Annotated in this window: 27 protein-coding genes; 8 read left to right on the top strand and 19 right to left on the bottom strand. The window is 63.8% G+C overall.

Going from position 1 to position 26,181, the window contains the following annotated elements:
- The first annotated feature begins 42 nt into the window (after positions 1-42).
- Positions 43-816: a polyphosphate kinase 2 gene (gene ppk2, locus SOM47_RS17210; protein WP_320506250.1), complete on the top strand. Its 774-nt coding sequence runs from the start codon at positions 43-45 to the stop codon at positions 814-816.
- Positions 817-870: 54 nt separating this feature from the next.
- Here ppk2 and SOM47_RS17215 read toward each other — a convergent pair whose 3' ends face one another.
- Together SOM47_RS17215 and SOM47_RS17220 are read right to left on the bottom strand one after the other, a co-directional pair.
- Complete coding sequence (locus tag SOM47_RS17215; protein ID WP_042613074.1) at positions 871-1,467, bottom strand: TlpA family protein disulfide reductase; 597 nt, start codon at positions 1,465-1,467, stop codon at positions 871-873.
- The gene (locus SOM47_RS17220) at positions 1,464-2,738 is read right to left on the bottom strand and encodes a YihY family inner membrane protein (RefSeq protein WP_320506251.1); all 1,275 of its coding nucleotides are present in this window, start codon (positions 2,736-2,738) and stop codon (positions 1,464-1,466) included. The genes SOM47_RS17215 and SOM47_RS17220 overlap by 4 nt, the downstream gene beginning before the upstream one ends.
- A 77-nt stretch (positions 2,739-2,815) precedes the next feature.
- Here SOM47_RS17220 and wrbA point away from each other — a divergent pair, with 77 nt between their 5' ends.
- The 3 genes from wrbA (at position 2,816) to SOM47_RS17235 (ending at position 4,307) form a co-directional block, all read left to right on the top strand.
- Complete coding sequence (gene wrbA, locus SOM47_RS17225) at positions 2,816-3,406, top strand: NAD(P)H:quinone oxidoreductase (protein ID WP_320506252.1); 591 nt, start codon at positions 2,816-2,818, stop codon at positions 3,404-3,406.
- Positions 3,406-3,744, top strand: a complete 339-nt coding sequence (locus SOM47_RS17230; protein ID WP_182657530.1) for a DUF2069 domain-containing protein — start codon at positions 3,406-3,408, stop codon at positions 3,742-3,744. Before wrbA ends, SOM47_RS17230 begins: the two co-directional genes overlap by 1 nt.
- A 77-nt stretch (positions 3,745-3,821) precedes the next feature.
- A complete protein-coding gene (locus SOM47_RS17235; RefSeq protein ID WP_192084619.1) occupies positions 3,822-4,307 on the top strand; it encodes an asparaginase domain-containing protein in 486 nt (161 codons plus the stop codon).
- Positions 4,308-4,379: 72 nt separating this feature from the next.
- Here SOM47_RS17235 and SOM47_RS17240 read toward each other — a convergent pair whose 3' ends face one another.
- From SOM47_RS17240 to sufT, 5 genes are all read right to left on the bottom strand, one after another.
- A complete protein-coding gene (locus SOM47_RS17240) occupies positions 4,380-5,756 on the bottom strand; it encodes a S8 family peptidase (RefSeq protein WP_042613070.1) in 1,377 nt (458 codons plus the stop codon).
- 173 nt (positions 5,757-5,929) lie between these two features.
- Positions 5,930-7,693, bottom strand: coding sequence for a S8 family serine peptidase (locus SOM47_RS17245; RefSeq protein WP_042613069.1), 1,764 nt, complete (start codon positions 7,691-7,693; stop codon positions 5,930-5,932).
- A 299-nt stretch (positions 7,694-7,992) separates the two neighbouring features.
- A complete protein-coding gene (gene expR / locus SOM47_RS17250; RefSeq protein ID WP_320506253.1) occupies positions 7,993-9,744 on the bottom strand; it encodes a serine protease ExpR in 1,752 nt (583 codons plus the stop codon).
- Between the two features lie 447 nt (positions 9,745-10,191).
- On the bottom strand, positions 10,192-11,286 hold the full coding sequence (locus SOM47_RS17255; protein WP_042613067.1) for a branched-chain amino acid aminotransferase: 1,095 nt from the start codon (positions 11,284-11,286) through the stop codon (positions 10,192-10,194).
- A gap of 66 nt (positions 11,287-11,352) precedes the next feature.
- Complete coding sequence (gene sufT, locus SOM47_RS17260; RefSeq protein WP_042613066.1) at positions 11,353-11,904, bottom strand: putative Fe-S cluster assembly protein SufT; 552 nt, start codon at positions 11,902-11,904, stop codon at positions 11,353-11,355.
- Between the two features lie 121 nt (positions 11,905-12,025).
- On the opposite strand from sufT, the gene SOM47_RS17265 reads away from it, so the two are divergent.
- The gene (locus SOM47_RS17265; protein WP_320506254.1) at positions 12,026-12,457 is read left to right on the top strand and encodes a hypothetical protein; all 432 of its coding nucleotides are present in this window, start codon (positions 12,026-12,028) and stop codon (positions 12,455-12,457) included.
- A 146-nt stretch (positions 12,458-12,603) separates the two neighbouring features.
- Here the strand turns inward: SOM47_RS17265 and SOM47_RS17270 are convergent, their stop codons facing one another.
- Both SOM47_RS17270 and SOM47_RS17275 read right to left on the bottom strand, forming a co-directional pair.
- A complete protein-coding gene (locus SOM47_RS17270; RefSeq protein WP_042613064.1) occupies positions 12,604-14,064 on the bottom strand; it encodes an NAD(P)(+) transhydrogenase (Re/Si-specific) subunit beta in 1,461 nt (486 codons plus the stop codon).
- Positions 14,061-14,381 (bottom strand): NAD(P) transhydrogenase subunit alpha part 2, encoded by a 321-nt coding sequence (locus SOM47_RS17275; RefSeq protein ID WP_042613078.1) that lies wholly within the window; start codon positions 14,379-14,381, stop codon positions 14,061-14,063. Before SOM47_RS17275 ends, SOM47_RS17270 begins: the two co-directional genes overlap by 4 nt.
- A gap of 96 nt (positions 14,382-14,477) precedes the next feature.
- On the opposite strand from SOM47_RS17275, the gene SOM47_RS17280 reads away from it, so the two are divergent.
- From SOM47_RS17280 to SOM47_RS17290, 3 genes are read left to right on the top strand one after another with little or no spacing between them, the layout of a single operon-like run.
- On the top strand, positions 14,478-15,056 hold the full coding sequence (locus SOM47_RS17280) for an RNA polymerase sigma factor (protein WP_320506255.1): 579 nt from the start codon (positions 14,478-14,480) through the stop codon (positions 15,054-15,056).
- On the top strand, positions 15,053-15,379 hold the full coding sequence (locus SOM47_RS17285; protein WP_320506256.1) for a hypothetical protein: 327 nt from the start codon (positions 15,053-15,055) through the stop codon (positions 15,377-15,379). Before SOM47_RS17280 ends, SOM47_RS17285 begins: the two co-directional genes overlap by 4 nt.
- A 4-nt stretch (positions 15,380-15,383) precedes the next feature.
- The gene (locus tag SOM47_RS17290; protein ID WP_042613061.1) at positions 15,384-15,818 is read left to right on the top strand and encodes a DUF3106 domain-containing protein; all 435 of its coding nucleotides are present in this window, start codon (positions 15,384-15,386) and stop codon (positions 15,816-15,818) included.
- Between the two features lie 209 nt (positions 15,819-16,027).
- On the opposite strand, the gene SOM47_RS17295 is transcribed toward SOM47_RS17290, so the two are convergent.
- From SOM47_RS17295 to SOM47_RS17340, 10 genes are all read right to left on the bottom strand, one after another.
- Positions 16,028-17,113 carry an NAD(P) transhydrogenase subunit alpha gene (locus SOM47_RS17295; RefSeq protein ID WP_320506257.1) on the bottom strand — a complete coding sequence of 362 codons (1,086 nt, stop codon included), beginning with the start codon at positions 17,111-17,113 and terminating at the stop codon, positions 16,028-16,030.
- Between the two features lie 91 nt (positions 17,114-17,204).
- Positions 17,205-17,651 carry a hypothetical protein gene (locus SOM47_RS17300; RefSeq protein WP_320506258.1) on the bottom strand — a complete coding sequence of 149 codons (447 nt, stop codon included), beginning with the start codon at positions 17,649-17,651 and terminating at the stop codon, positions 17,205-17,207.
- 453 nt (positions 17,652-18,104) lie between these two features.
- Complete coding sequence (locus SOM47_RS17305) at positions 18,105-18,404, bottom strand: hypothetical protein (protein ID WP_042613058.1); 300 nt, start codon at positions 18,402-18,404, stop codon at positions 18,105-18,107.
- A gap of 505 nt (positions 18,405-18,909) precedes the next feature.
- Positions 18,910-19,371, bottom strand: a complete 462-nt coding sequence (locus SOM47_RS17310) for a hypothetical protein (protein WP_320506259.1) — start codon at positions 19,369-19,371, stop codon at positions 18,910-18,912.
- 158 nt (positions 19,372-19,529) lie between these two features.
- Complete coding sequence (locus tag SOM47_RS17315; RefSeq protein ID WP_320506260.1) at positions 19,530-19,847, bottom strand: hypothetical protein; 318 nt, start codon at positions 19,845-19,847, stop codon at positions 19,530-19,532.
- 421 nt (positions 19,848-20,268) lie between these two features.
- Entirely contained in the window at positions 20,269-20,703 is a 435-nt protein-coding gene (locus tag SOM47_RS17320) for a hypothetical protein (protein WP_320506261.1), read from the bottom strand.
- Between the two features lie 1,035 nt (positions 20,704-21,738).
- Positions 21,739-22,179 (bottom strand): YbbD-related protein, encoded by a 441-nt coding sequence (locus SOM47_RS17325; RefSeq protein WP_320506262.1) that lies wholly within the window; start codon positions 22,177-22,179, stop codon positions 21,739-21,741.
- A gap of 17 nt (positions 22,180-22,196) precedes the next feature.
- The gene (locus tag SOM47_RS17330) at positions 22,197-24,104 is read right to left on the bottom strand and encodes an RHS repeat-associated core domain-containing protein (RefSeq protein WP_320506263.1); all 1,908 of its coding nucleotides are present in this window, start codon (positions 24,102-24,104) and stop codon (positions 22,197-22,199) included.
- A gap of 662 nt (positions 24,105-24,766) precedes the next feature.
- The gene (locus tag SOM47_RS17335) at positions 24,767-25,186 is read right to left on the bottom strand and encodes a YbbD-related protein (protein WP_152620584.1); all 420 of its coding nucleotides are present in this window, start codon (positions 25,184-25,186) and stop codon (positions 24,767-24,769) included.
- A gap of 7 nt (positions 25,187-25,193) precedes the next feature.
- Positions 25,194-26,181: RHS repeat-associated core domain-containing protein (locus SOM47_RS17340; protein WP_320506264.1), on the bottom strand; the 988-nt coding region annotated here is incomplete at its 5' end.

The raw sequence follows: 26,181 nt of genomic DNA on the forward strand, positions 1-26,181 counted from the left end.
CGCACGCGGCACACTGGGGCTTCCACCCGACGGGAGCCTTCGATGGCAAAGCTCAAGCGCAAGGCCTACGAGGCTCTGCTGGAACCGATGCAGTTGGAACTGGCCACCATGGCGCGATGGGTGCAGCTCACCGGCCAGCGCGTGCTGGTGCTGTTCGAAGGACGCGACACCGCAGGCAAGGGCGGCGCCATCCAGGCCATCAGCCAGCACCTCAATCCCCGCCAGTGCCGGGTGGTCGCACTGCCCAAACCGACCGACCGCGAAGCCACGCAGTGGTACTTCCAACGCTATGCCAGCCATCTGCCCGCCGCCGGTGAGATCGTGCTGATGGACCGCAGCTGGTACAACCGCGCCGGCGTGGAACGGGTGATGGGTTACTGCAGCGATGCGCAGTACCGGCAGTTCCTGCAGCAGGCGCCGGTGTTCGAACACCTGCTGGTGGACGATGGCATCCTGCTGTTCAAGTACTGGCTGGCGGTGGACCAGGCGCAGCAGGAGGAACGTTTCGCCGAGCGCCACACCGACCCGCTGAAGGGCTGGAAGCTGTCACCAGTGGACCTGCAGTCGCGCGACAAGTACGAGGCTTACACCCAGGCCCGCGAGGCCATGCTGCAGGCGACCCACCGTACCCATGCGCCGTGGACGCTGGTGGATTTCAACGACCAGCGCACGGGTAGGCTGACCCTGGTCCGCGACCTGCTGGACCGCCTGCCCGATACCCATGTCGAGGAGGCGCTGCCAGAGCTGCCGAAGCTGAAAGGCAAGCTGCACCGCGAGCACTACGGGCTGCTGGAGCCGATCCCGGACGTGGTCTGACAGTGCTTCGGGGTGAGGTTCCTTTTGCGCTGCAAAAGGAACCTCACCCTGGCATCAGGATCTGCTGCCGGCGATGCGCGCTTCGATGTCCGCCGCGGTGACCGGACCCACGAACGAATGCACCACCTTGCCCTGCGGATTCACCAGGTGGGTCAGCGGCAGGCCGCGCGGAGTGGCGAAGTCGGCCGGCGGATCGTACGGGTCCACGATGGCGATCGGATAGGTCACCGGCCGTTCCTTCAGGAAGGCCTGCATGTCCGCCGGTTCGATTTCCTCGTACGCCAGCCCGACCACTTCGATCTCGCTGCGCATCGCATGCAGTGCGGACAACTCGGGCATCTCCTTGCGGCAGGGAGCGCACCAGGTGGCCCAGAAGTTCACCACCACCCACTTGCCGCGGTGCGCCGCCAGGTCATAGTCGGCGCCGTCCACGGTCTTGACCTTCAGGGTCGGGAACTCGGCCGTGACCCGCTCTGCAGACGCTGCACCATCGGCTGCGCCCAGCGCCGCATCCGGGTCGGCGGCAGGCGCTGGCGTGGCTGCGTCGGCAGCAGGCGGCGCGGCGGCCGGTGCGGTGGCCGCAGGTTCGGCGGCCGGCTTGCAGGCGGCCAAGAGAACGGACAGGGTGACGACCAACAACGTGCATCTCATCGGGGCGTATCTCCGGGGGGATAGATGTCGCTGACGCGACGCTTGAGTTTCTCACGCAGTGGCAGGCGCAGTTCGTCCAGCGCCGCCAGCGCGGCCTGGCCCAGGCTGTCCTGGCGATAGGGCAGGTGCGCTTCGGCCACCGGGATGCGCAGCTGGGTGGACTCGTACAGGTCGGCCAGGGTCAACTGCTCCAGGTCACGCGCCAGCATCCACTCACCGTTCTCGGCGCGGCGCAGCAGTGCGATCCGCTCCATGTCGCACAGCAACTGCTGTAGCAGCGAGTCGGTCATCATCGGCTCGTGCTGCAGGATTTCGTCGTCCTCCAGGCCCCTGCCCATCGCGCGCGCCTGCTGGAAGCGGCCGAGCAGGCGCAGCAGCGCGTAGAACTCATACCCCTGCGGCAGGCGCAGTTCCGCCGGCTGGTAGCGGAAGGCGGCCATCGAAGAGGCCAGCGAAGCGCCCAGCAACACCGCCACCCAGCACAGGTAGATCCACAGCAGCAGGATCGGCACGAAGGCGACGGTGCCGTACAGCTTCTGGTAGGACTGGAAGCTGCCCAGGTAGGCACCGATGCCCCACTTCACCAGTTCCAGCAGGATCGCCGCCAGGATCGCACCGGGCACCGCGTGCTTCCATTTGACCGTGTGGTGCGGCACCACGCGGTACACCAGCGTGATGCACACGAACTCGATCAGCACCGGGGCCAGCCGCAGCGAGAAATCGGCCAGCCACCGTCCTTCCTGGGTGCCGAACAGCGGCAGCGCGAAGACCCGCGCCGAGACTGCCAGCGAGGCCGCCGCCAACATCGCACCGAGGGTCAGCACGGTCCAGTAAACCAGGAAGCGGGTCAGCTTGGGCCGCGACGATCCCACCCGCCAGATCTGGTTGAAGGTTTCTTCCACGCTGTTGAGCGTGATCAGCAGCGAGATCACCAGCGCGATGAAGCCGGCGGCGGTGAGCTGGCCGGCGCTGGCGCTGAACTGCCGCAGGTAGCCTTCTGCCGCACGCGCCGCGCTGGGCACGAAGTTGGAGAACACGTAGTCGCTGAGCTGGTCGCTCCAGCGATCGAACACCGGGAAGGCGGACAGCACACCGAACACCACGATGGCCAGCGGGACCAGGGCGAACACGGTGGTGTAGGCCAGCGCGGCAGCGGCCTGGAACAGGCGGTCATCCAGGAAGCGCCGCCACAGGAAACGGCCGAAGCTGGCCGCGCGCGGACGGTCGCGCGCGCGCTCCATCCATAGATTGATCGTGTTCAACGGTTCCATCGGCGCAAGGGTACCCGATGCAGGATGGCCGCAGGATAGCCATACTGGCGTCTCCTGAACGAGAAAGCGGGTCGAAGATGGGCGAGATCCTGGTGCTCTACTACAGCCGAGGCGGTTCGGTGGCACGGCTGGCGCGGCAGATCGCGCGGGGCATCGGCGAGGTTCCGGGCATGGCCGCGCGCGTGCGCAGCGTGCCCGCCGTGGCCGCCGTGACCCAGACCGCGCGTCCACCGGTACCCGATGAAGGCGCGCCGTATGTCAGCGTCGAAGACCTCGCCGCGTGCGATGGGTTGCTGCTCGGCAGTCCCACCCGGTTCGGCAACATGGCCGCCCCGATGAAGCACTTCCTGGATGGCCTGGGCGCGGAGTGGGTCAATGGCACGCTGGCCGGAAAGCCGGCGGCCGTGTTCACCTCCACCGCCTCGATGCATGGGGGCCAGGAATCCACCCTGCTGTCCATGCAGCTGCCGTTGCTCCATCACGGTTGCCTGATCGTCGGCATTCCGTTCACTGAAGCAGCGTTGAGCCACACCACCAGCGGCGGCACGCCCTACGGTGCCAGCCACGTGGCAGGCGCCAATGATGACCCGCAGCCCAGCGAGGACGAAGCCAGCCTGGCCCGCGCGCTTGGCCGACGGGTCGCCGATATCGCACGGCGGCTGGCCTGATGGCCACCACCGCGCGCACCGTGCTGCTGCTCGCCCTGATGGGCCTGGCGGCGCTGTACGCCGGCTGGTTCATCAACGACCGCCACTGGCTGGCGACCCAGCTGGTGTTCACCGCCCCGCCGCTGGTGCTGGCGATCGCGCTGCGGATGGGCTGGCGCAAGGCCGGCTTCTGGGCCAGCGTGCTGGCGCTGGGCTGGTTCAGCCATGGCGTGATGAGCGCCTGGAGCCATGCCGAAACGCGCGCGCTGGCGTGGCTGGCGATCTGCCTGTCGCTGCTGGTGATCTTCGCCGGCAGCCTGCCCGGCCTGCGTGCCCGTTTCAGCCGAAAGCAACGCTGACGGCCCCCACCGGGGGCCGGTATCATCTGCGTTCCTGTTCCTGCAGCGCCGTTCCAGGCTCCGAAGACATGCCCATGATGGAAGACCTCCTGATCGTCACCACCGGTGGCACGATCGACAAGATCTACTTCGACGACAAATCGGATTACCAGATCGGCGATCCGCAGATCGGCATGATCCTGCGCGAGCTGGGCGTGACTTTCCGCTTCAACGTCATCCCGATCCTGCGCAAGGATTCGCTGCATATCAGCGATGACGACCGCGAACTGATCCGCGCCACCATCGCCGCGCAGCCTACCCGCCACGTGCTGGTCACCCACGGCACCGATTCGATGGTGGCCACCGGCAAGGTGCTGGCCACCATCCCGGACAAGACCATCGTGATGACCGGCGCGTTGAGTCCGGCGCGCTTCCGCGGTTCCGATGCCGAGTTCAACATCGGCTGCGCCATCGGCGCGGTGCAGTCGCTGGCCGCCGGCGTGTACATCGCGATGAACGGGCGCATCTGGGATCCGCAGAGCGTCCGCAAGAACGTGGCCGAGAACCGTTTCGAAGCGGCCTGACGATTCCTTTTCCCAACTGGGGGACGAACTCAGTCCGCCCCCCCGGGCATTGCCTGCAATGCGGGCAATGCGTTACTGGCCTGCGACTTCCATCGCCTTGTCTACGGCGCCATCCGCGTTGGCGATACCGGCACCACAGCCTTGACGGCAGTCCCCCGGCAGCGGTCGCGCTGTGGTCTTGAGGATGTCGACCACCTGCCCAGGGGTCAGCTTGCCGTCAGCGGCCGACTGCATCAGCGCCACTACGCCGGCGACGTGCGGGGCCGCCATCGAGGTGCCGTTGTAGGCGGCATAGGCAGGCGCACCCGGCGAGGTGCGTCCACTGTTCAAGGTGGAAAGGATGTTCTCACCCGGCGCCGCCAGGGTGATTCCCCTGCCATAGTTGGAAAAACCCGCACGCGCACCGCGTGAGGTCGTGGCCGCCACCGCCACCACCCCACGGCAGTTGGCCGGATTGAATCGCGACACATCCGCGTTGCTGTTTCCCGCTGCAACAACCACCGTTGCACCGTTCTGGATCGCGCCGTCCACGGCGGCCTGTGATGCGCGATCGCAGGCTCCCTGGCCGCCCAGCGACAGGTTCAGCACTTTGGCGGGATTTGCATTGCGCGGAATGCCCCTGACGGTGCCACCCGCGGCCCACACCATGCCGTCGGCGATGTCCGAGGTGTAACCGCCGCCCTTGCCGAGGACGCGGACATGCACCAGTTTGGCGTTGAAGGCCGTTCCGGCGACCCCCTGCCCATTATTCGTGGCCGCGGCAACGGTACCGGCCACGTGGGTGCCATGCCAGCTGGAGGGTCGGCCCCACTGGCTGTCGCCGACGTCATCCGGGTTGTCATCCCGACCATTGCCGTCGCCGGCCATGCTGCCGTTGCTGATGAAGTCGTAACCCGGCAGCGTATTGGCGTCCAGTTCCGGATGGCGGGTGCGGCCGGTGTCGATGATCGCCACCACCTGCCCGGCGCCGGTGGCCTTGTCCCACGCCGACCGCACGTTGAGTGATGCGGCACTGTTGGAGAAGCCCCACTGTTCGTTCAAGCGCGGATCGTTGGGGTCCAGCGCCGGCGTCAGGATGCGGTCCACCTGCACGTGTTCCACGTCTGGGTCACTCGCCATGGCCGCCATCCAGGCACCGGCCTGCGCGCGGTCCAGCGATTTTCCCGCGCGCACCACCATCGGCCCGGTGGCCATCTGGCGCAGCACCTGCATGCCGCCGGTTGCCATGCGCAGACCGGATCCGGCACGGACCAGTGCCGCCTGCATCGCGCCTTCATCCTCGCCCAGCGCGCTCCCTTCACGCAGGTGGACGATGAACTGCTGATGGGTGTCCGACTGCACCAGGCCGGAAAGATCTACGTCGCCGGCATGGGCCGGTGCGCTGTACATCGCCACCAGCACGCAGGCAATGGCGGGAGACAGGAATGTTTCTTTGCAGGACATCTTCATGCGGATACTCCGTCTGTTTGTGGCCAGTCGACTTTGTGCTTGTCGGGCCAGAGCCGGTATCGGGTATCCACTCACTGCGCAGCAGGCGCACTGCGCAGTGGAATAGCGCGGATTCCTCGACCTCGTCCCGCTGGCCGGCACGTTCGGCGGATCAGTCGTTCAGGACCTGCGCCCTATTCGGCCTTGGCCTTGACCATGAGTCCGCTGTAATCGCTGATTGCCTTGATCCGTATGTGCCAGGTTCCAGTGCCTGGCCAGATGCGCACGCAGGTCTTGCTGTTGCCCGTGCCCTGGGGGCGGCAGTCGTATTCGGTATCGGTGGGCCTGACCGCATGGCGCGCATATAGATCAACGTCGCCGGATCCTTCGCCGATCTGCACCACCAGCATGTTGCTGCCCGCCGGCACGTTGAAGGTGTACCAGCGCTCGCTCCCGGCAGTGCCGCTCAGTCCCCTGACCGGTACGTCGTTTTCCAGGTCCGAGGGATCGGGGTCCGGATCGGGGTCTGGATCCGGACCGGTATCGCCGGCGGCCGCCCTGGCGACGACGACGGCAGCGTCGACCAGCCCGGCGCCGCAGCCGCCGGTACAGGTACCGGGCAACGGCCGTGCGGCACTTCGCAGCAAGGCGTCCACCTGCGCGGGCAGCAACGGCTTGGGCGCCACTGATTGCATCAGCGCGACCACGCCCGCCACGTGCGGGGCCGCCATCGAGGTGCCGCTGTAAGCGGCATAGCTGGGTTGTGCCGGGCCCTGCTGCCCATCATTCAAGGTGGACAGGATGCTTTCGCCCGGCGCGGCCACCGTGATGCGCGCACCGTAGTTGGAGAAGGATGCGCGGCTGCCTGCGGCGTTGGTGGCCGCCACGGCGATCACGCCGCGACAGTTCGCCGGCCGGTAACGCGCTACATCGTCATTGGAATTGCCCGCCGCCACGACCACCGACGCACCATGGGCAATGGCTGTATCCACCGCGGCTTGGCTGGCCCGGTCGCAGGTGCCGAAGCCACCCAGTGAAAGATTGACCACCTGCGCTGGATGCGGATTGTCCGCCACCCCTGGCACCCGCCCGCCTGCGGCCCAGACGATGCCATCGGCGATGTCCGACTGGAACCCGCCACAGCGGCCCAGTACGCGCACTGGCACCACCTTGGCATTGAACGCAGTGCCGGCCACGCCGATGCCGTTGTGGGTCGATGCTGCAACGGTGCCGGCCACATGCGTACCGTGCCAGCTCGAACGCGAACCGCCAGCGGAACTGCATTCGCCGGGAGGGTACCAATCGCCTGCATCGGTAGCATCGCCATCGCGCCCATCGCCATCGCGGGACATCGCCGGATCGCTGATGAAGTCGTAGCCCGGGAGGATGTTGGCGTCGAGGTCGGGATGGCCGGTGATGCCCGTGTCGATGACCGCCACCACCACGCCTTTGCCACGGGCGATGTCCCAGGCAGGGCGGATACCCAGCGAGGCGTTGCTGGCGCCGAAGGCCCATTGCTCGGCCAGCCGCGGATCATCGGGATCCCATGAAGGCCGCAGGATGGCATCCAACTGCACGGCGTCCACCTCTTGCTGCAGTGCCAGCGCGCGGAGCAGCTGTTCGGCCTCGGCGGCATCCAGGGGAACGCTGGTACGCACGACCGTGCTGCCTATCGCCATGCGCCGCAGTGCGCGGACCTGCACCGCCCTGCCGCCTTTGCGGGGAAGCGCATCCGCCGCCCGCTGCAAGCTTCGCGCCGCGCCTGCCAGTGACGATGCCGGTGCACTGCCCGGCCGGTAGGCGACGATGAACTGCTGATGCGCGGTGTTGCCGGCCAGCCCTTGCAGATCCACGCTACCGGCGTGGGAAAGCGGGCTCGCGCAAATACCTGCCACCACGAGGGCAACGGCTGCAGCGACGGGATGGGACCGGGGGATCACACGGCAATGGGTGGACATGGTTGCTGACTCCTCGCAGTGGGACGGCACCTGTCACTACGGAGAGGGAAAAAGCCGCAGCAGGCACTGTCACTGGCGACGCGATGATCAGCATTCGACACCGCCACGGCGTAACCGGCACGCTCATGCTGCGCTGCTGCAACACCGCCGATCATCGGGAAAAGCCGTAGCCGCGCCGACGCAGTCTCCGTTAATGGAGTCGTCGTAACGCCCGACTGCAGGGCACCGCCAATGTCAGGCCGATACGACGACGCCCCGGCAGGGCCGGGGCGTCGGGAGACACGCGGGAACGGCTTCCGTCAGTACTGCGCGCGCACGGTCAAACCGGAGAACGTGCTGTAGGCCTTGATCCGCACGTGCCAGGTACCTGCGGCCGGGTTGCTGATGGTGCAGGTCTCATTGTTGCCGCTCAGGTAGGGACGGCAGGCGTACGTGCTGTCGGTCGGGGCGCTGCCCTGGCGCAGGTACAGGTCGGCATCACCACTGCCGCCGCTGATCGCCACGCGCAGTTGGGTGGCACCGCTGGGAACGGTGACGGTGTAGCTGAGCGCCGCACCGGAAGCAGCACCCAGCCCACCCACCGCCACGTTGTTCTGCAGCACCGTGCCGGTGCCCGGATCCGGGTTGCCACCGCCGCCGCCCTGCGCCGCCACCACCGCCGCATCGGCGTTGACGATGCCCGCGCCGCAGCCACCGGAGCAGGCGCCCGGCAGGGCGCGCGCGGTGTTCTTGATGATGGTTTCCACCTGCGCCGGAGTGAGCGCGGTCGGTGCCACCGACTGCATCAGCGCCACCACGCCGGCCACGTGCGGGGCCGCCATCGAGGTGCCGTTGTAGGACGCGTAGGTTGCCGAGGCCGGCACCGTGGTGCCGGTGTTGAGGGTGGACAGGATGGCCTGGCCCGGTGCGGAGATGTCGATGCCGGCACCGTAGTTGGAGAAGCTGGCCTTGGCGCCGGTGTTGGTGGTGGCTGCCACCGCGATCACGTTGGCGCAGTTGGCCGGGACCGACGTGGAGACGTTGCTGGATTCATTGCCGGCCGCCACGACCACGGTGGTACCCCGTCCCACTGCACCGTTGATCGCGTTCTGGTAGGTGGCCGAGCAGCTGCCCCCCCCGCCGAGGGACATGTTGATCACTTCGGCCGGATTGGCATTGGCCGGCACGCCGCTGACAGTGCCGCCGGAAGCCCAGACGATGGCGTCGGCGATGTCGGAGGTATAGCCGCCGCACTTGCCGAGCACGCGCACCGGCACCACCTTGGCGTTGTAGGCCGTACCGGCTACGCCGGTGCTGTTGTTGGTCACCGCGGCGATGGTGCCGGCCACGTGGGTGCCATGCCAGCTGGAGTTGGAGGCCGGATAGCCCGCGCCACATTCATTGGCGGCGTACCAGTCGCCCTGGTCGTTGGCGTTGTTGTCGCGCCCACCACCATCGCGTGCCATGGCCGCGTCGCTGATGAAATCATAGCCGGGCAGGATGTTGGCATTCAGGTCCGGATGGCTGGTGATGCCGGTGTCGATCACCGCCACCACTACGCCGGTGCCGGTGGACTTGCCCCACGCCGGGCGCACGTTGATGGACGCGTTGGACGTACCGAAGCCCCACTGTTCGCCGAGGCGGGCATCGTTTGGCACCAGGGTCGGCCGCATGATCTGGTCGACCTCCACGTACTCCACGTTGGGATCGGCGGCGAGCCTGCGCATCAGCATTTCGGCCTGCGCGGCATCCAGCGGCTGATCTGCCCGGACCACGCTCGGGCCCACCGCCAGCCGGCGCACCTGCTGCAGGCCCAGCGCGCGTCCCTGCGCAGCCGACAGGCCCGATGCCGCGGTCTTGAGTGAGCTCGCCAGGGCTGACGGCGTGGCCAGCGGCGCGCTGTTGTCGCGGAACTTGACGATGAACTGCTTGTGGGTCGGCGCGGACGACAGGCCGCTGAGGTGGACGTCGCCGGCGAACGCCGGGGCTACCAGCAGCAACGAGGTGAGCACGGAGGCCCCCATGACGACCACTGCACGCTGACGCAAACGCGGTTGCGAAACCTGGGACATCGGATTTCCTTTTCTGGGTTCTGACATGGATGCCGGATTCGGCAGAGGGCGCCGGTCGCGATTCGCAGGCTGCGCTGCACTGGCAGGAATCGGTACCGGGGCGGACAGTCCCCCGTGCGCTGTCCACAAGGCCGAAGCTAGTCGGTTCGAGCCATTGACGACAACGTTTCAGCCCCACTTCAGTGACATGAAATGTCGGAACTGAGACTTTTGGTGTCTAAAATTTGTAAAGGTGAAGGAACTTTCACGTGGTTTTTACGGTCCGGACCTGTCCTTGGCTTGTCCCGCCGTGACCATGCCGACATCGGCCACCAACAAAAAAGCCCGTCGCGGGGGACGGGCTTTCCGTGGGATTCCGCCGAGCATGGCGCAGCGCTACCGGCTACACCCTTGGACCTGCGAGGTGCTGTAGCGCCGAGCCATGCTCGGCGGGGCACCGTCAGCCGCTCAGCCCAGCTTGACCAGCCAGCCGTGGCGGTCTGGCAGACGACCGTACTGGATGTCGGTCAGTTCCTTGCGCAGCGACAGGGTCACTTCACCGGCGGGCGCGTTGATGTCGCCGACTTCGAAGCCTTCGCCCTTCAGCTGGCCGATCGGGGTCACCACCGCGGCGGTACCGCAGGCGAACACTTCGGTGATCTCGCCCGACGCCACGCCCTGCTTCCACTCGTCGATGCTGACCTTGCGCTCTTCCACCTTCATGCCACGGTCGCGGGCCAGCTGCAGGATGCTTTCGCGGGTGATGCCTTCCAGGATGCTGCCCGACAGCTGCGGGGTCACCAGGGTGCCGTCCTTGTAGACCAGGAAGACGTTCATGCCGCCCAGCTCTTCCAGGTACTTGCCTTCGGTGGGGTCCAGGAACAGCACCTGCGAGCAGCCCTGCGCCTGCGCCTTCTGCTGCGGCAGCAGCGAAGCCGCATAGTTGCCACCGCACTTGGCCGCGCCGGTGCCGCCCTTGGCCGCGCGCGCGTATTCGGTGGACAGCCAGATCGACACCGGCGCCACGCCCTTGGCGAAGTACGGGCCGGCCGGGCTGGCGATCACGTAGTAACCGGCCTTGTGCGCGCCGCGCACGCCGAGGAACGCTTCATCGCCGATCATGAACGGCCGGAAGTACAGGCTGGATTCGTCGGCCGACGGCACCCAGTCCTTGTCCAGTGCGACCAGCTGCTTCAGCGATTCGACAAAGATATCCACCGGCAGTTCCGGCAGCGCCAGGCGCTGTGCCGAACGCTGCAGGCGACGACCATTGGCATCGGGACGGAAGGTCCACACCGAACCGTCGGCATGCCGGTAGGCCTTGATGCCTTCGAAGATTTCCTGGCCGTAATGCAGCACCGCGGCGGCCGGATCCAGCAGCAGCGGACCGTACGGGCGCACGTTGGCGTTGTGCCAGCCGGTGTCCTTGTCCCAGCGCACTTCCACCATGTGGTCAGTGAAGTGCAGGCCGAAGCCCGGCTTTTCCAGGATGGCGGCGCGCTCATCGGCGCTGCGCGGATGGGCCGAGCGGGTGACGTCGAAGCTGATGTTGGACTGGGACACCGGATGTTTCCTGTTCTGGTTGCGGTTGTTACCGGGATTCCACCACGCGGGCGGCGTACGGTCGGGTCAGAGCATGCCGGTTTCCAGGCGCGCCGACTCGGACATCATGTGGCGGCCCCATGGTGGATCGAACACCAGTTCCACGTCGGCCTCGGCCACGGTGGGGATGATCTCCAGCTTGCTGCGCACGTCGTCGACCAGGATGTCGCCCATGCCGCAGCCGGGCGCGGTCAGGGTCATCTTGACGTCGACTTCGCGGCGGCCATCGTCCAGGTGCTTGAGCTCCACTTCGTAGACCAGGCCGAGGTCGACGATGTTGAACGGGATCTCCGGGTCGAAGCAGGTGCGCAGCTGCTGCCACACCAGTTGTTCGACCTGTTCATCGCTGGCGTCGTCGGGCAGCTCCAGCGGTGCCGGGGCCTCCTTGCCGATGGCATCGCCATCCCGCCCCGCGATGCGGAACAGGTTGCCTTCGACGAACACCGTATAGCTGCCACCCAGGGCCTGGGTGATATAGCCATAGCTGCCGGCGGGCAGGGTCACCGTTTCGCCCTGCGGGACCATGACGGCCTCGCAGTCGCGTTCGAAGTGGACTGGTTCACTGCTACGGGAATACATGAGGCTCGATCTGGGGGCTGCGGACGCGCCGCGCAAGGCGACATTTTAGCCCAGCGGCCCGGCGCCCGCCCGTGCACTGCGGCAAACCCAGTATCCTGTTGGCATCCAAAGGGAAATCCGCATGCCCTCTCCTGCTGTACGCACCAGGACCGTGTCCTGGCTCTGGCCCGTGATGTACCTGATCGGCGCCGGCACGGCCCTGCTGGCCTGGGTGTTCTTCGCATTGATGACCGGCCGCCAGTTGGGTTGGATGGCGGTCGTGGTGGCGCTGGAACTGCTGTTCATGCTGCGCCTGGGCACCCTGCGCGGCGGCGTGCTGCGCGCTCTTCTGGTAGCCGGTGGCACGCTGGGGGTGACCGCGCTGGCCTGGTGGAGCATCGCCAGCGCCTGGCTGGGCGGATCGATGGGACTCACGCCGTGGGAATCGGCATTGCGCATGGGCCCGCACCTGGCGTGGACGCTGGTGGGGCTGGCCAACGTCACCGCCGACTGGCTGTGGCTGCCGGTGGCGCTGGTGTTCGCGGCATGGCTGGGCTGGCAGAAGCGCGTCTGACGCAGGGCCGGTGGGTTCGGCGGGTGACGACCGTTGGTCGTCACGCTGTTGCTTTCCGCTGCGCTCGCCGAGCATGGCTCGGCGCTACCGTTGTGGTCCCCGGTAGTGACGGCCGCTGGCCGTCATTCCCTTGCGGCGGATGGGGCTCAGTGCCCCCCATCCAGCCCCTTCAGCTCGCTCACCAGCGAACCCGCCGCCGCCGCTCCATCGCCGTACAGCATGCGGGTGTTGTCCGCATAGAACAGCGCGTTTTCGATCCCCGCGAAGCCCGTACCGCGCCCGCGCTTGATCACTACCACGTTGCGCGCATTCACCACGTCCAGGATCGGCATGCCGTAGATCACGCTGGCCGGATCGGTGCGTGCCACCGGATTGACCACGTCGTTGGCACCGATCACCAGCACCACGTCGGTGCTGGGGAACTCCGGATTGATGTCGTCCATGTCGGCGATCAGGTCATACGGCACGCCGGCTTCGGCCAGCAGCACGTTCATGTGCCCGGGCATGCGGCCGGCCACCGGATGGATGGCGAACTTCACCTTCACCCCGCGCGCGATCAGCCGCTGCGCCAGCTCCCAGATCTTGTGCTGCGCCTGGGCCACGGCCATGCCGTAGCCCGGCACGATCACCACGCGTTCGGCGAAGGCCATCATTGCTGCCACGTCGGAGGCATCGATCGGCTTCTGCGCGCCGGTGATTTCCTGCGCCTCGCCGCCCGCGCCACCACCGAAGTTGGAGAACAGCACGTTGCTGATCGGCCGGTTCATCGCCTTGGCCATCAGCCGGGTCAGCAGGATGCCGGCCGCACCGACCATCATGCCGGCGATGATCAGCGCCTCGTTGCCCAGCACATAGCCTTCGAACGACACCGCCAGGCCGGTGAACGCGTTGTACAACGAGATCACCACCGGCATGTCCGCCCCGCCGATCGGCAGGGTCATCAGCACGCCCAGCGCCAGCGCCAGCACGAAGAAGGCGATGATCGCCCAGGGTGCCAGCGTGCTGGCGGCGATGATGCCCAGCACCACCACGGCCACCGCCACGATCATGTTCAGCGCCTGCTGGCCCGGCCAGGTGATGCGCCGGTCCAGGCGACCGTCCAGCTTCGCCCAGGCGATCACCGAACCGGACAGCGACACCGCGCCGATGGCCGCACCGGTCACTGCCAGCGTCAGCACCATCGCCGAAGGCTGGCGCGCGGCCAGGTCGGTCAACGCCTGCGCGCTCCAGTGGCTGGTATCGCGGTTGGCCAGCGCCGACCAGCGCAGCAGCTCCACCGCACCGATGGCTGCGGCCGAACCGCCCCCCATGCCGTTGTACAGCGCCACCATCTGCGGCATGTCGGTGATGGCGACCTTGCCGGCTGACCACCACGCCAATCCGCCACCCAACGCCAGCGCGACCAGGATCAGCGGGATGTTGTGCAGTTCGGGCAGGAAGAAGGTGGCAACGGTGGCCACCAGCATGCCCAGCCCGGCCCAGCGGATGCCGCTGCGGGCGGTAAGCGGCGAGGCCATGCGCTGCAGGCCGAGCAGGAACAGCGTGGCAGCGACGAGGTAGCTGGTCTTGACCAGCCAATCCAGCAGTTCAGGCGTGCTGACGTTCAAGGTTGCGGCTCCTTGTCGGCGTCGGTGGGCGCCGGCTTGACGCTGGGCTTGAACATTTCCAGCATGCGCGCGGTGACCACGTAACCGCCGGCGGCATTGCCTGCGCCCAGCACCACCGCGACGAACCCGAGGATCTTCTCCAGCGGCGTCTGCGCGTGGCCCAGCACCACCATCGCGCCGATCAGCACGATGCCGTGGATGAAGTTCGAACCGGACATCAGCGGGGTATGCAGGATCACCGGCACCCGCGAGATGATCACATGGCCGGCGATGGCCGCCAGCATGAAGATGTACAGCGCCACGAATCCGTCACTCACCGGCACGACTCCCGCTCTGGATGTAGGCCCCATCATAACCACGCGCTGAACCGCGCGCGCTGCACTGTCAACGCGGGCTGCCTGCACGCGTTGTCCATGGTGAGCCCGACGAAGGACCCGTACCCTGTGCTGGTGAGCAGCCCCCTGGCCCCGACCGCCGCCGCACCGCCTGCATCGCTGGACCAGTTCCTGGCCGGGGTGGGACCGCGCGCGTTCCGCTTCGCCGAGGCCGGCCTGCGCCATCGCGAGGATGCGCTGGACGCGGTGCAGGACAGCCTGATACGCATGCTGGACTACCGGGAAAAGCCGGCCGCCGAGTGGCCGCCGCTGTTCTGGAGCATCCTGCGCCGGCGGGTGATCGACCTGCAGCGCCGTCGCCGCTTCCGCCTGCGGTTCTGGCGCGACAACGTGGATAGCGACGGTGAGCCGGTGGACTGGGCCGATGAGGGCCCGGGCCCGGCCGACGTCCATGCCGAGCGCGAACAGTACGATGCGCTGGTGCAGGCGCTGCGCGCGCTGCCGCCGCGACAGCGCGAAGCCTTCACCCTGCGCGTGCTGCAGGACCTGGACGGCGCCACCACCGCACGCGCCATGGGCTGCAGCGAAGGCGCGGTAAAGACCCACCTGGCGCGCGCCCGCGACGCGCTGAGAACCCTGATGGAGAATCCGACGTGAGCCGCACCCTGCCCCCCGACGACCAGTTGCAGGCCCTGCACCACCAGGCCGTGCAGGCGCTGTCGCCCGTGACCTTGGCGCGCCTGCGCAACGCGCGGCATGCCACGGCGGCATCGCGGCGGCGACCCGCCTGGTGGATGGCTACCGCCTTTGCCGGGGTGGCCGCGCTGGGCGTCGGGCTGAGCCTGCAGATGCGCTCGCCGCCTTCAGCGTTGCCTGCCGTGGCGCCGATGGTGGCCGCGCTGGAAAGCGATGGCGCCGCGCTGGATGAAAACCCCGATCTTTACCTGTGGCTGGCCAGCACCGACCTGGCGATGGAGTAACCTGATGAACGTTTATCCGCCTTCCCGCCTGTTGCCTGTGCTGCTTGTACTGCTGAGCGTTGGTGGCGCGGCGTTCGCGCAGGAGGCCGCGCCGCCGGCCTGGGAACAGCTGACCCCGGCCCAGCGCGACGCACTGGTCGCCCCGCTGCGCGACCGCTGGAACAGCGCCCCGCCCGCGCAGCGCCAGCGCATGCTGCAGCACGGCCAGCGCTGGCAATCGATGACACCGGAGCAGCGCGACCAGGCCCGCAAGGGCATGCGCCGTTTCGATGGCATGAGCCCCGAGCAGCGCGAACAGGCGCGCGCGCTGTTCGCCAAGATGCGCGGCATGACCCCGGAGCAGCGCACTGAACTGCGCGCCCGCTGGGGCACGATGAGCAACGACCAGCGCCGCCAATGGGTACGCGACAACCCCCCGCCCCCGCGCAACCGCGACTGACGCGCCGACGCCTCGGTAGTGACGGCCCCTGGCCGTCCTGCTCTCGCCCCCGGTAGTGACGGCCGCTGGCCGTCCCGCTCTCGCCTCGGTGGGTGACGACCGCTGGCCGTCCCGCTCTTGCCCCGGTAGTGACGGCCGCTGGCCGTCCCGCTCTCGCCTCGGTGGGTGACGTCCGTTGGTCGTCACGCCGGAGCAGCTGAGGTTACCGCTCAGCCACCCGCCACCCAGCGCGTCCTGGCCAACAGCTCATCCTCCCAGTCAAACCGCACCTCCCCGTCATGCACGAACAGGCTGACGAAGTTCAACACGTTGCGCGCATACATCTCGCTGGCCTGCGCCGCGCCCAGACTGGCCAGGTTCAACGGGCCATCCACCACCACCCCAGCGTGCTCGATGCACTCACCCGGCACGGTCACCGCACAATTGCCGCCACTTTCCGCGGCAAGATCCACGATCACGCTGCCCGGCGCCATCCCTTCCACCATCGCCTGGCTCAGGATCACCGGCGCCGTGCGCCCCGGTACCGCCGCCGTACAGATCACCACGTCCACGCCGCGCAGATGGTCGGCCAGCCGCTGCTGCTGCAGCGCGCGCTCCTCATCGGTCAGCGCACGCGCATAGCCGCCCTCGCCGGCCGCGCTGACGCCAAGGTCAAGGAAGCGCGCGCCCAGCGACTGGATCTGCTCACGCGTTTCCGGTCGCACATCGAAGCCTTCCACCTGCGCGCCGAGTCGCCGCGCCGTGGCAATAGCCTGCAGCCCCGCCACGCCCGCGCCCACCACCAGCACCTTGGCCGGGCGCACCGTGCCCGCCGCGGTGGTCAACATCGGGAAAAAGCGCGGCGCCCGCTCGGCGGCGATCAAGGTCGCCTTGTAGCCGGCCATGCCCGCCTGTGAACTCAACACGTCCATCGATTGCGCGCGGGTGGTACGCGGCAGCAATTGCAACGGAAACAGCTGCAAGCCCGGCTGCGTAACCAGTGCAGCCAGCACCGCATCGCGCGCCGGCTGCAGCAACCCGACCACGCTGGCACCGGGCTTCAACCGCGCCAGCCGCGCCGGCTCGGGTGACTGCACGCAGAGCAACGAATCGATATCCGCCCAGCGGCTGTCATCGACCAGCAGTGCGCCGGCATCCAGGTAAGCCTGGTCAGGGAAGCCCGCCGATGTGCCCGCACCGGCCTCGAACCAGACCGTGGCACCGCGTGCGGCCAGTTTCTTCGCCGTTTCCGGGGTAAGCGCCACACGGCGCTCTCCTGGTGCGGTTTCCTTGACCCCCAGCAACGCTACGGACATACGCTTCCCCGCTGATCGGTAATCAGCCGATAGTAGCGCGCCCCACGCGCCGTTGCTGGCCTGGCGGCCTGCCGCCGGCGAGCGGCTTCATCTATCCCACGACAAGGGCAGCGTCCGGCATCAGGATGCACTGGAGGGTGAGGTCGTGCGCGCCGCGCCTGCTGGCAACCTCGTCCATCCACGTACTGTCATCGTGGTATTCAATCGCCGAGAGCAGCCCGTTCTGGCAATGCAGCACGGCCCTGAGCGGCGTGAAGCCACCGGCGACGCTGACCGTCACCTCGGCCAACGGCACGTCATGCCCAGCGAGCGGCAGCGCAAGGCCGTTGTCTACCACTGGCTTGCCCCGCGACGCCTGGTGCAGGCGGATCGTGCGTCTTCCGGGCAGGCGTTCGATACCCGTAATGCAGACGATCTGACCGGCCCAGCGGGTCGCCATTTCCGGGTTCAGCTGCGCCTGCACGCAGTGCACGATCAGCACTTCCAACCGACTTAAAGCGGCCTTGGGCGCAAACAGCCGCGAGAATATCGACATCATCCTTGTCTTCTCCTGCCTGGGTGGCCACACCGGCCACAGGCTCCATGTCACTACACCGGACCCCACCGTGGAAGTGTCAAATACGACGCGATGCGGTTCCGCCAAGGCGCGATGGTATATCGGCCCGTGATGCCTTGCTCCGTTCAACGTGGCCGACATGCTGGCGCTACGTTTCTGACCCAACGCGCGAGTACCGCTTCGCACGTGCGCCGCGCGGATGAGCGGCACCCGCCCCCTATATTTCGACAGCGTGCACTGCGGGCTGCGCGCACTCGGCATACGGATAAGACTGGAGGTGATTTGAGCGTCGCTCCCTCTCATACAGGATGTTGACGACAGCCCATCCGGTGCCCAGCCGGGAAGGCGTGCCCTCCGGCTGGCTTGACCTGCATAAGAGGGGCCTGTTCCACCACGCATGCTGCTTTGGCCGCCGACGATTTTGACGGCGTATTGTCATCCAAACATGGGCTGGTACCAGAACATTCCCTTTTCCCTCAGCCAGGGAAATCTGGCGCCATCGAAAATCGACAGCTGCGCCATGTCGATGCCGTAGCGGCTGAATATTGAGATCAGCTCCATCAGGTCATCATCCCCAAGAGATGTCGCCACGCGCAAATATATTGAATCGCCCGAACCCTTGATCTCTTCAATCGCAGAAACGGATGTAAGCCAGGCAAACAGGTTTTCTTCGTCGCGAGGCGAGAAGAAAGTTAAATCAGCTATCGCTAATTGAACGACCCCGCCCTTATCCATCTCAGACTCCGCATACTTTTTATCCTATCCAACACGCTTGAGCCAAGCATCAGGAAACCCGGCCCGGCGAGACGTCACATAGCCGCTATAAAAGTCGGATTCAACTTAGCTCACATCCATCCACCACGTAGTTCCATCTACCTCCTGCGTCAAGACAGCCATCTATATCCAACTGGCGGACCATCCAAAGCCCAGCAGATAAGATCACCAAATCCAAGAGCACTAGCATTACCTGGCTTCTTTTACGTTTCATCTCAGCACCGCTGCCGGCAACCCTGCGGGATCATAGACGGAGCATACATCGCTTCAGGAACCTGGTGTCGAGCGCACCCTTCCATGCTCAGCCCTCTCACTCCTCGCTTGCCCCAATTACAGCTACCTTGCCGTCCCTGAAAAACATCAAGCGCGCACCATCTGAAGAGATCAGTGAAATCAGATCTCGCGATGCGCTTCCCTCTTAAGACCGCCCTGCCCCGCCAATTACATTCAGCACAGCCATACTGGCTCATCTGGCGATTTTATCCTTGCAGTAACGAAGACTATTCACATCGGTATCCCAGTAAGTTCCCGCATAAATCAGGGTCTCACGCCCCCGCGCTGATAGCTCAATATCATGTGAAAGCCTTCCATTGCAAAATATCATCCTACGACCCATAGCGACGAATCTGTCGGATCGTAACGCCCAGTCATGTCGCCTTGCTAAATCAATGAAATGTCTGGAGGCCACGTCGACTGTCAAGGCCGCCTTGGCTTCAGCCGCCCTCCCGATAAATGTTCCGCGCGATAGCGCCTTTTGCGTTCGAACATCACTATTTTCCGGTAATTCCAAATCTTGGTTAGCCGCCCGTAATTCCATGCCGCTTGGTCGGCCAGACCAATCACCTCGAACCAAGCTTTGTGTAACCAACCGCCAGCTCATCACGATAAATATACAGACCAATGCCATAAGGGCGAATTTGGATTTCACCACCAATCTCCCAAGCTTACGTCACCTCGAGGGACTCAGCAGGCGATAGCCCGCGCCCTAGTCCGACGCCAGCTCGGTCGAATTGTCGGCGTGCGGAGAATGATAAAAGCCCGCCGCCACCATGTACCGCAGCAGTTTGGCGAGACGCGCTGGTCATTCTAATCGCCCCCATCCCCGAACACCTCCGTGTACCAAAATCCACTTGGATCCCTGAATCTCTTTGATATTTCTGGAACATCCAAACGCTTTAGCTCAGAAAACGGAATCAGATAGCGACGGAAAAGTGATATGAATTCAAGTGCATCGTCAAACGTAAGCTCCCCCCTATCAATAACGGCGTATATGGCTCGCCCCTGACCAAATACGTCGCACACTGATCCAATACTTTTCAACCATGTGAAAAAGTAAAGCTCATCCTGAGCGGAATAGAACTTGACACCAGCCATCTCTATTTCGAGGGGCTCTTGGCTACTCATCGTCGTCTGTCTCCTGGGCATTCATTGTCGTGAGCCCCACCCTTTTATCTTGCACGTCCTGGTGCGAGGCTCGGTGCGCTGAACCGCCCCACCCACTGGGAACCCCTACGTTACCATCCGCGTCCGCCCGTGTAAGAGTGCCCCTTCGGGCTACGGACCCCACTTCGGCCCGTCCTTCGGCGGACATGAACCTTTCGCGTATCTGGCAAAGCGGGAGCCGCCACGCCACGCGGATAGATGACAGAAGCCAGTCGCTCCACCTTGGTGTAGGTGTACCGCAAGGTCGTCGCTCCGTGGGTCACCTGACCGCAGCGGTCGTGGCAGTAGTTGATCATTCCATCAGAGATCGCCGAGGTCTGGGCTTGCCCAACCGCCTTGCACCCGCAAACATCGAGCCGCTCTACGTCGCGAGCCGACTGGACTATCCGCAAACCACCAGAAGAGCTTTCCTATTCAGAACCAGCTCAAATTCATGCAAATCTGGAGCCATAACCATTACGTATACCGGCCCCGCCTCATCACCACGCTCGTAAGCGAACAAAAACTTGTCTTTTCCATCGGTTCTTTCCTTACCAAGTAATTTGAATCCATCCGTTGCGTTTATACCTTCCTTGATAGCTCTATGTGAGAACCTTGGGTGCCCACCTATCTGAACTTCGGCCACTGAATCATTCACTTGGATGTTGCCCAAGTCAAAGTCCGGCCCAGGCTCTTGAGGCTGAAACGTGACACCCGGCGGGAGTGCCGCGCAGACGTTGAATCTTTCGCTTAGGACGGTTGCCTCCTGCTCAGCCTGGCAGGCAGTAACCAAGACCATCGCAGCGAAAAACAGGAGCTTAGTTGCAACCGCAGCCATGCCGGATCAACTCGTTTCCAGCGGTCAAAATATCTTTGATGTTCTGCTCATTCACAGGAACAGTGAGATTTCTTCCCATAACGTCCTCCCGAGAGTTTGCAACTGCGCAGGCGGCGAATTTGCCAGCTGCGCGACTGGACTGGCAATTAGCGACACAGTGGGAGTACTTATCGCTGCCGATCGTGCGATCTTGCGACATGTCTTAATACTCGCCAGCTTGAACAACCGCCGCAACCGGAGCAGAGACAGGGAACGCCAAGGCCTCCAATGCACCTTCACCCTGCTTCTCCAATCAAACATAGCGTCGACTCAGCCTAAATCACTCATGCATAACCAAGCATGCGAAAGCTCCTGACAGGGCCAGGAGAAATATAATGGCATTCACAACGAAGGCGATCAGTACGAGCCGATGCGCTCTACACTCCGCGGAGTACACAGCCCCCAAGCCCCTGAAGGGAAATTTCTGAAAAAAGTGATCTCGCTCGAGAAGCTGGGGAGAGCCCAGCCTGACCCACGCATCCCGATCTCTACTCCGCAAACGCGCTACCGCAATACCCCGTATCACCATAATCGACACCATGAGGACGAAGGATATGGAGAACAGCCAAAACCCTAAATCAACAGTCAGCATTCGCATTTACTCCACACTGCTCCGTCCTCGCTAGCTCTTGAAAATCCCCCGATATAGCTAGCGGATGCGTCCCAGCCACCCTGGCCTCCCCATCCGACAGACTTCACAGCCCCGAGTTTCACTTCGTACAAGGCAGCACCACCACCAACAGCAGCACCGATCGAGAGTAGGCTCGCTGGACCAACTAGGTCGCCGGGATCAACCAACATCAGGTTCCCGCCGGACAGAGTAACGTTTGAGACGGTGAGAGTTACAGGCGAACCGACCCCTATACCCGCGCCGGCGAAAACCACGCTTACAGTCGCAGCTCGCCCCGCCAAGCACTCAGACGTCAGGTTTAGTTTCGCAGACCCAACGCTTCCAAACCCCGTGTCCATGATTCGGGGGCTAGATCAGGTCTCGCCTCAGAACTTCACCCTACTGTAGACCAAGTTCAATTCTTTATCGTGCATCACCCATCGATTAGTATTGCCCTCTAGACATAAGTAGGACGTGCCTGCGTTGCGCGATGCGCGTGACCGAGCTGCACGAGCGAATCGCGGAAACCGCTGCATCACGCTGCTGTCCGGTATCTCTAGCTCTGTCGTTTTTCTACACTCTTCCGGCAAGGCAAAAGCTCCGCTACTGGGAACAAAAACCAACCATGACTCATTTGTGTCCATATCGTGCGCCTCACGAATATCCACGGCATCTTCAGGCAACCACAGCGGCAGCCATTTGGAATCGCCAATTGCCTGCATCGCTTGGGCTTGATCGCGATTGGCATACTCGTTGCTCGCAACTTCGACACATCCTGAAATTGCAATAATCAAAGTTATTGCCATGAAAGGCTTGAAGATGCCCACTGTAGGTTTCCAAATAATTAAAATGGGAAGTTCCCGCCTGGGCGATAGTTTCCGCACATCTGCGAGCAATTCCCTGCAGATTTCATTTGCCCTGACGATCGTCCAAGCAGGTTTGCTAATTGATCAGCCGCCGAGTCGTCAGCAGAATCCCCTTTAATCCTCTGATCGAACCATTCGCGCCCGTCGCTTATACACTGGGCAGCGGCCACTCCTCCCATGCCTTTCTGCGCAGCTTGGCAATTCGCCATACAATGAAAATATTTGTCCTGACCGATCCATTCCTTGTGTGCCCCACCAACTGCATGGGTGGCTGACCACTGGTTAGCGTACTGTTGGCCAAAATCGCCCGCTCCCGCGGCGAATGCGGCCGGTAAGCCGAGCGCCTCCAAACTTCTATTAACGTAATATCTCCAGTTAACTGTATAGGCCCCAGTCTCTGACTTACTGACCCCAGGATGGAATTCCTGCAATCCTAAAGGGCCAACGCGGGTGATCGGAACTCCGCCGGCATTGGGGTAGGTGCCGGCCCCACCCGCCAACCCAATCGGATCACTCTGCACATACCGCCCCACCCCAGCATCATAATCCCGCTGGTAGTTGTAGTTCAGCCCACTTTCCGGCGTCACCTGCTGCCCCGGAAACCGCAGCGCGAACCCGAATGCAATCCCATCACCATCCGGATCCTCATTCGCAGCATCCGCCCCGAACGCCTCACCCGTCAGCGCCCACTCCCACACCGGCACGTTACGCGTCGCGTCGATGATCACACGTGGTGTGCCCAGATGATCCGGCTGCACGTAGCCCAGCGCCGGCACACCCGCGCTGGATTCGCTGAACACCGCAATCGGATAGTTCTCCAGCCACACGACCTGTTGCAGTGGCACCCCGCTTGCGCTGTATTCGCCCAGCCACTGACCGGATTCGTCATACAGCGTCGTGGTGGTCTTGCCGCCCGCCTGCCGAAGCACGCGCTCGCCCCGGTGGTTATAGCGGTAGATTCCCAACGAAGTGGCTCCCTGCTTGACCTGTCCCAATCGGCCAGTGCTGTTGTAGGCGTAGGTCAGGCCGTTCATCTGCGTCGTATTGCCCGCTGCGTCATAGGCCCGCGCCTGTCCACCCACGCTGGTCAGACGATGGCTGGTAGCCGGATAGTGATACGCCAGCGTTCCGGCAGCGCTGCCGGCCTGCGACCGGTTACCGGTCGCGTCCCAGCCATAGGTATGCGTCGGCATCCCCGCAGCATCCGCCGCCTGCAGCAGGCGCCCCATTCCGTCGTAGCCGTAGGTTGCGAGCACGCTTCCGGATGCACCGGCACGCAGCTGGGTAAGCGCCCCCACTTCGTCATATCCAAATCCGAGCTTGAGCCCACCGTTCGACGCATCGCTGACGCTGCTCACCCTGTAGTCCTGGTCATGCGGACGGTTCAGGCGACGTTCGTTTCCATAGGTCCAGCCGGTGATCGGGCCGAACGGCGCATGGCCCACCTGCTTGACCAGAACCTGTCGCGCCAGGGTTCCACGCTTCAGTCCTACCTGGGTGACGCGGCCCTGCGCATCCCGCATGTAGTCGGCCACCGCCCCACCGGGATAGATGACAGACGCCAGTCGCCCCGCCTTGGTGTAGGTGTACCGCAAGGTCGTCGCTACGTTGTTGATCGTCTGGATCTTACGGGTCACCTGACCGAAGCGGTCGTGGCAATACTGGGTAGATCCACCGGGGTGAACCACGCGTCCAACCCGGCCGATCGCGAAGCGCTCTGTCGCTGCGCATGCCGCCGGTGCGACGTCGTACTGCACCCCCACGTCTTGAGTGGGATCGGGATAGGCGATGGATGTAACGCGGTTCAACGCATCATAGCTATAGGTCGCAGTGGCGCCACGCGCATCGGTACGCGTCGCCATGTTACCTGCGGCATCGACGGTCATCGTGTCGCTCCCCGTGTCCGGGCTGGAAAGGACCAGCAGGTCGCCGAAGCCGTTGTAAACGAAATAGTCTAAGCAGCCGGTCACACCCCACCAGGACTGTAGAAAAAGAACGCTGCAAACAGCGGGAACTGCGCGATGATTAGAACAACCAGGATGACCTTGTTGATGAACCTGGAAAACCAGAAAACCAAATAATTAAGAAGAATTATTCCAAGAGGTAGACCTATCCAAAAGGCGGAGCGACTGGTTAGCATCACGCTGGCGAGGCCCTCTTCAGACCCACGCTTGTAGGCACCGATTCCGCAGGAAAGTGCCACGTTCCAGAGAAAGATGGGCAACGTTCAAGCTTATTGAATCACCCGAGCCCCTTATCTATTTAATGGCAGCAATGGGTCCAAGCCAGGCAAAAAAGACTCTCTTCGTCGCGCATCGAAAAGAAAATTAGGTCATATATTTCCAACACAACGAATGCACTACATTCCATTTCAGCCCTCCCAGGGCAATGCTTCAATCTTCGCGCGGTTACTCCACCGTCTCCGCTCGAGTCTGTCCATTCGCGGGCCGGGGCAGCATCCCAACCGCGCCGTCGCATTGCCCACTCCGCCCTCCCAAACTGGCCGACCGAAGCAGTCGATGACGACACACCAGAAACCGGCAGCCCTCTATTGCCATACGAAGAACTTGCAGTCCGCCTGCTCTTTCCCGCACAGGAACACCCATTTTGTCGCGCCAGACGAGTAGGCCCATGCATGGCGACCATCTTGAACCAATGCATCAATTAGCATGTTGTCTTCAACGCTTGGAGATCGCTCCCCCTCGTAGGGAACCAACTGCGAAACGAAACTTATGTATTCACGTCGGTCAAAGCTGAAGCTTCCGCGTGCGACCGAGAATTCGACGTCAGTCGTTATTTCCAAGCTGCGACTAGAACGGGGAAGAAAATCCGGGAGCCATCCTTTTTCTATAATTCCTGACGCGCTCGCTGAAGCAAGATCAGAGTAAATTTCCGTTTGCCCTCGGCATCCAGATGTGAGTACCACGACAAGAGCAATCAATAAGCAGTGGCGAATCTCATATTTCATAGGTGCCTCAAGGCAAGTAGCGCGGATTTATGCCTCTTACAAGAAATGTAGAGCACGCCTTTTGGCATGATTCATCTCTACCTGCAACCTCCCTACCGAGTGCGTTTGCCGCTTCGTCAGCACGACGATCTTCGTTATGCATGCCAGTTCTTTCCTGTACGTCCTCCCGAGAGTTTGCAACTGCGCAGGTGGCCAATTTGCCAGCTGCGCGACTGGACTGGCAATTAGCGACACAGTGGAAGTACTTATCGCTCCCGATCGTGCGATCTTGCAACATGTCTTGATACCCGCCAGCTTGAACAACCGCCGCAACCGGAGCAGAGACAGGGAACACCAAGGCCTCCAATGCACCTTCAACTCTGCTTCTCCAATCAAACACATACTCACCACCGTCGCCTCTAGATATACCTTCTGGCTTCGATTGCAACCCATAAGGATCAATCAACTGCAATGGCCGCCCGCTTCCATAGCCGTAGGTATCAAGCCCACCGACGAACCCAATCGGATCACTCTGCACATACCGCCCTACCCCCGCATCATAATCCCGCTGGTAGTTATAGTTCAGCCCGCTCTCCGGTGTGTATTGTTGCCCCGGGAACCGCAGCGCAAATCCGAACGCAACCCCATCTCCATCAGGATCCTCGTTCGCCGCATCCGCACCAAACGCCTCACCCGTCAGATTCCACTCCCAGATCGGCACATTACGCGCCGCATCAATGATCACGCGCGGTGTCCCCAGGTGATCCGGCTGCACGTAGCCCAGCGCCGGCACACCCGCGCTGGATTCACTGAACACCGCAATCGGGTAGTTCTCCAGCCACACCACCTGCTGCAGTGGCACCCCGCTTGCGCTGTATTCACCCAGCCATTGGCCGGATTCGTCATACAGCGTCGTGGTGGTTCTGCCGCCCGCCTGCCGCAGCACGCGCTCGCCCCGGTGGTTATAGCGGTAGATTCCCAGCGAAGTGCTCCCCTGCTTGGCCTGCCCCAGTCGG

It is taken from the genome of Stenotrophomonas sp. CFBP8980, from assembly GCF_034046095.1.
Lineage (GTDB): Bacteria > Pseudomonadota > Gammaproteobacteria > Xanthomonadales > Xanthomonadaceae > Stenotrophomonas > Stenotrophomonas lacuserhaii.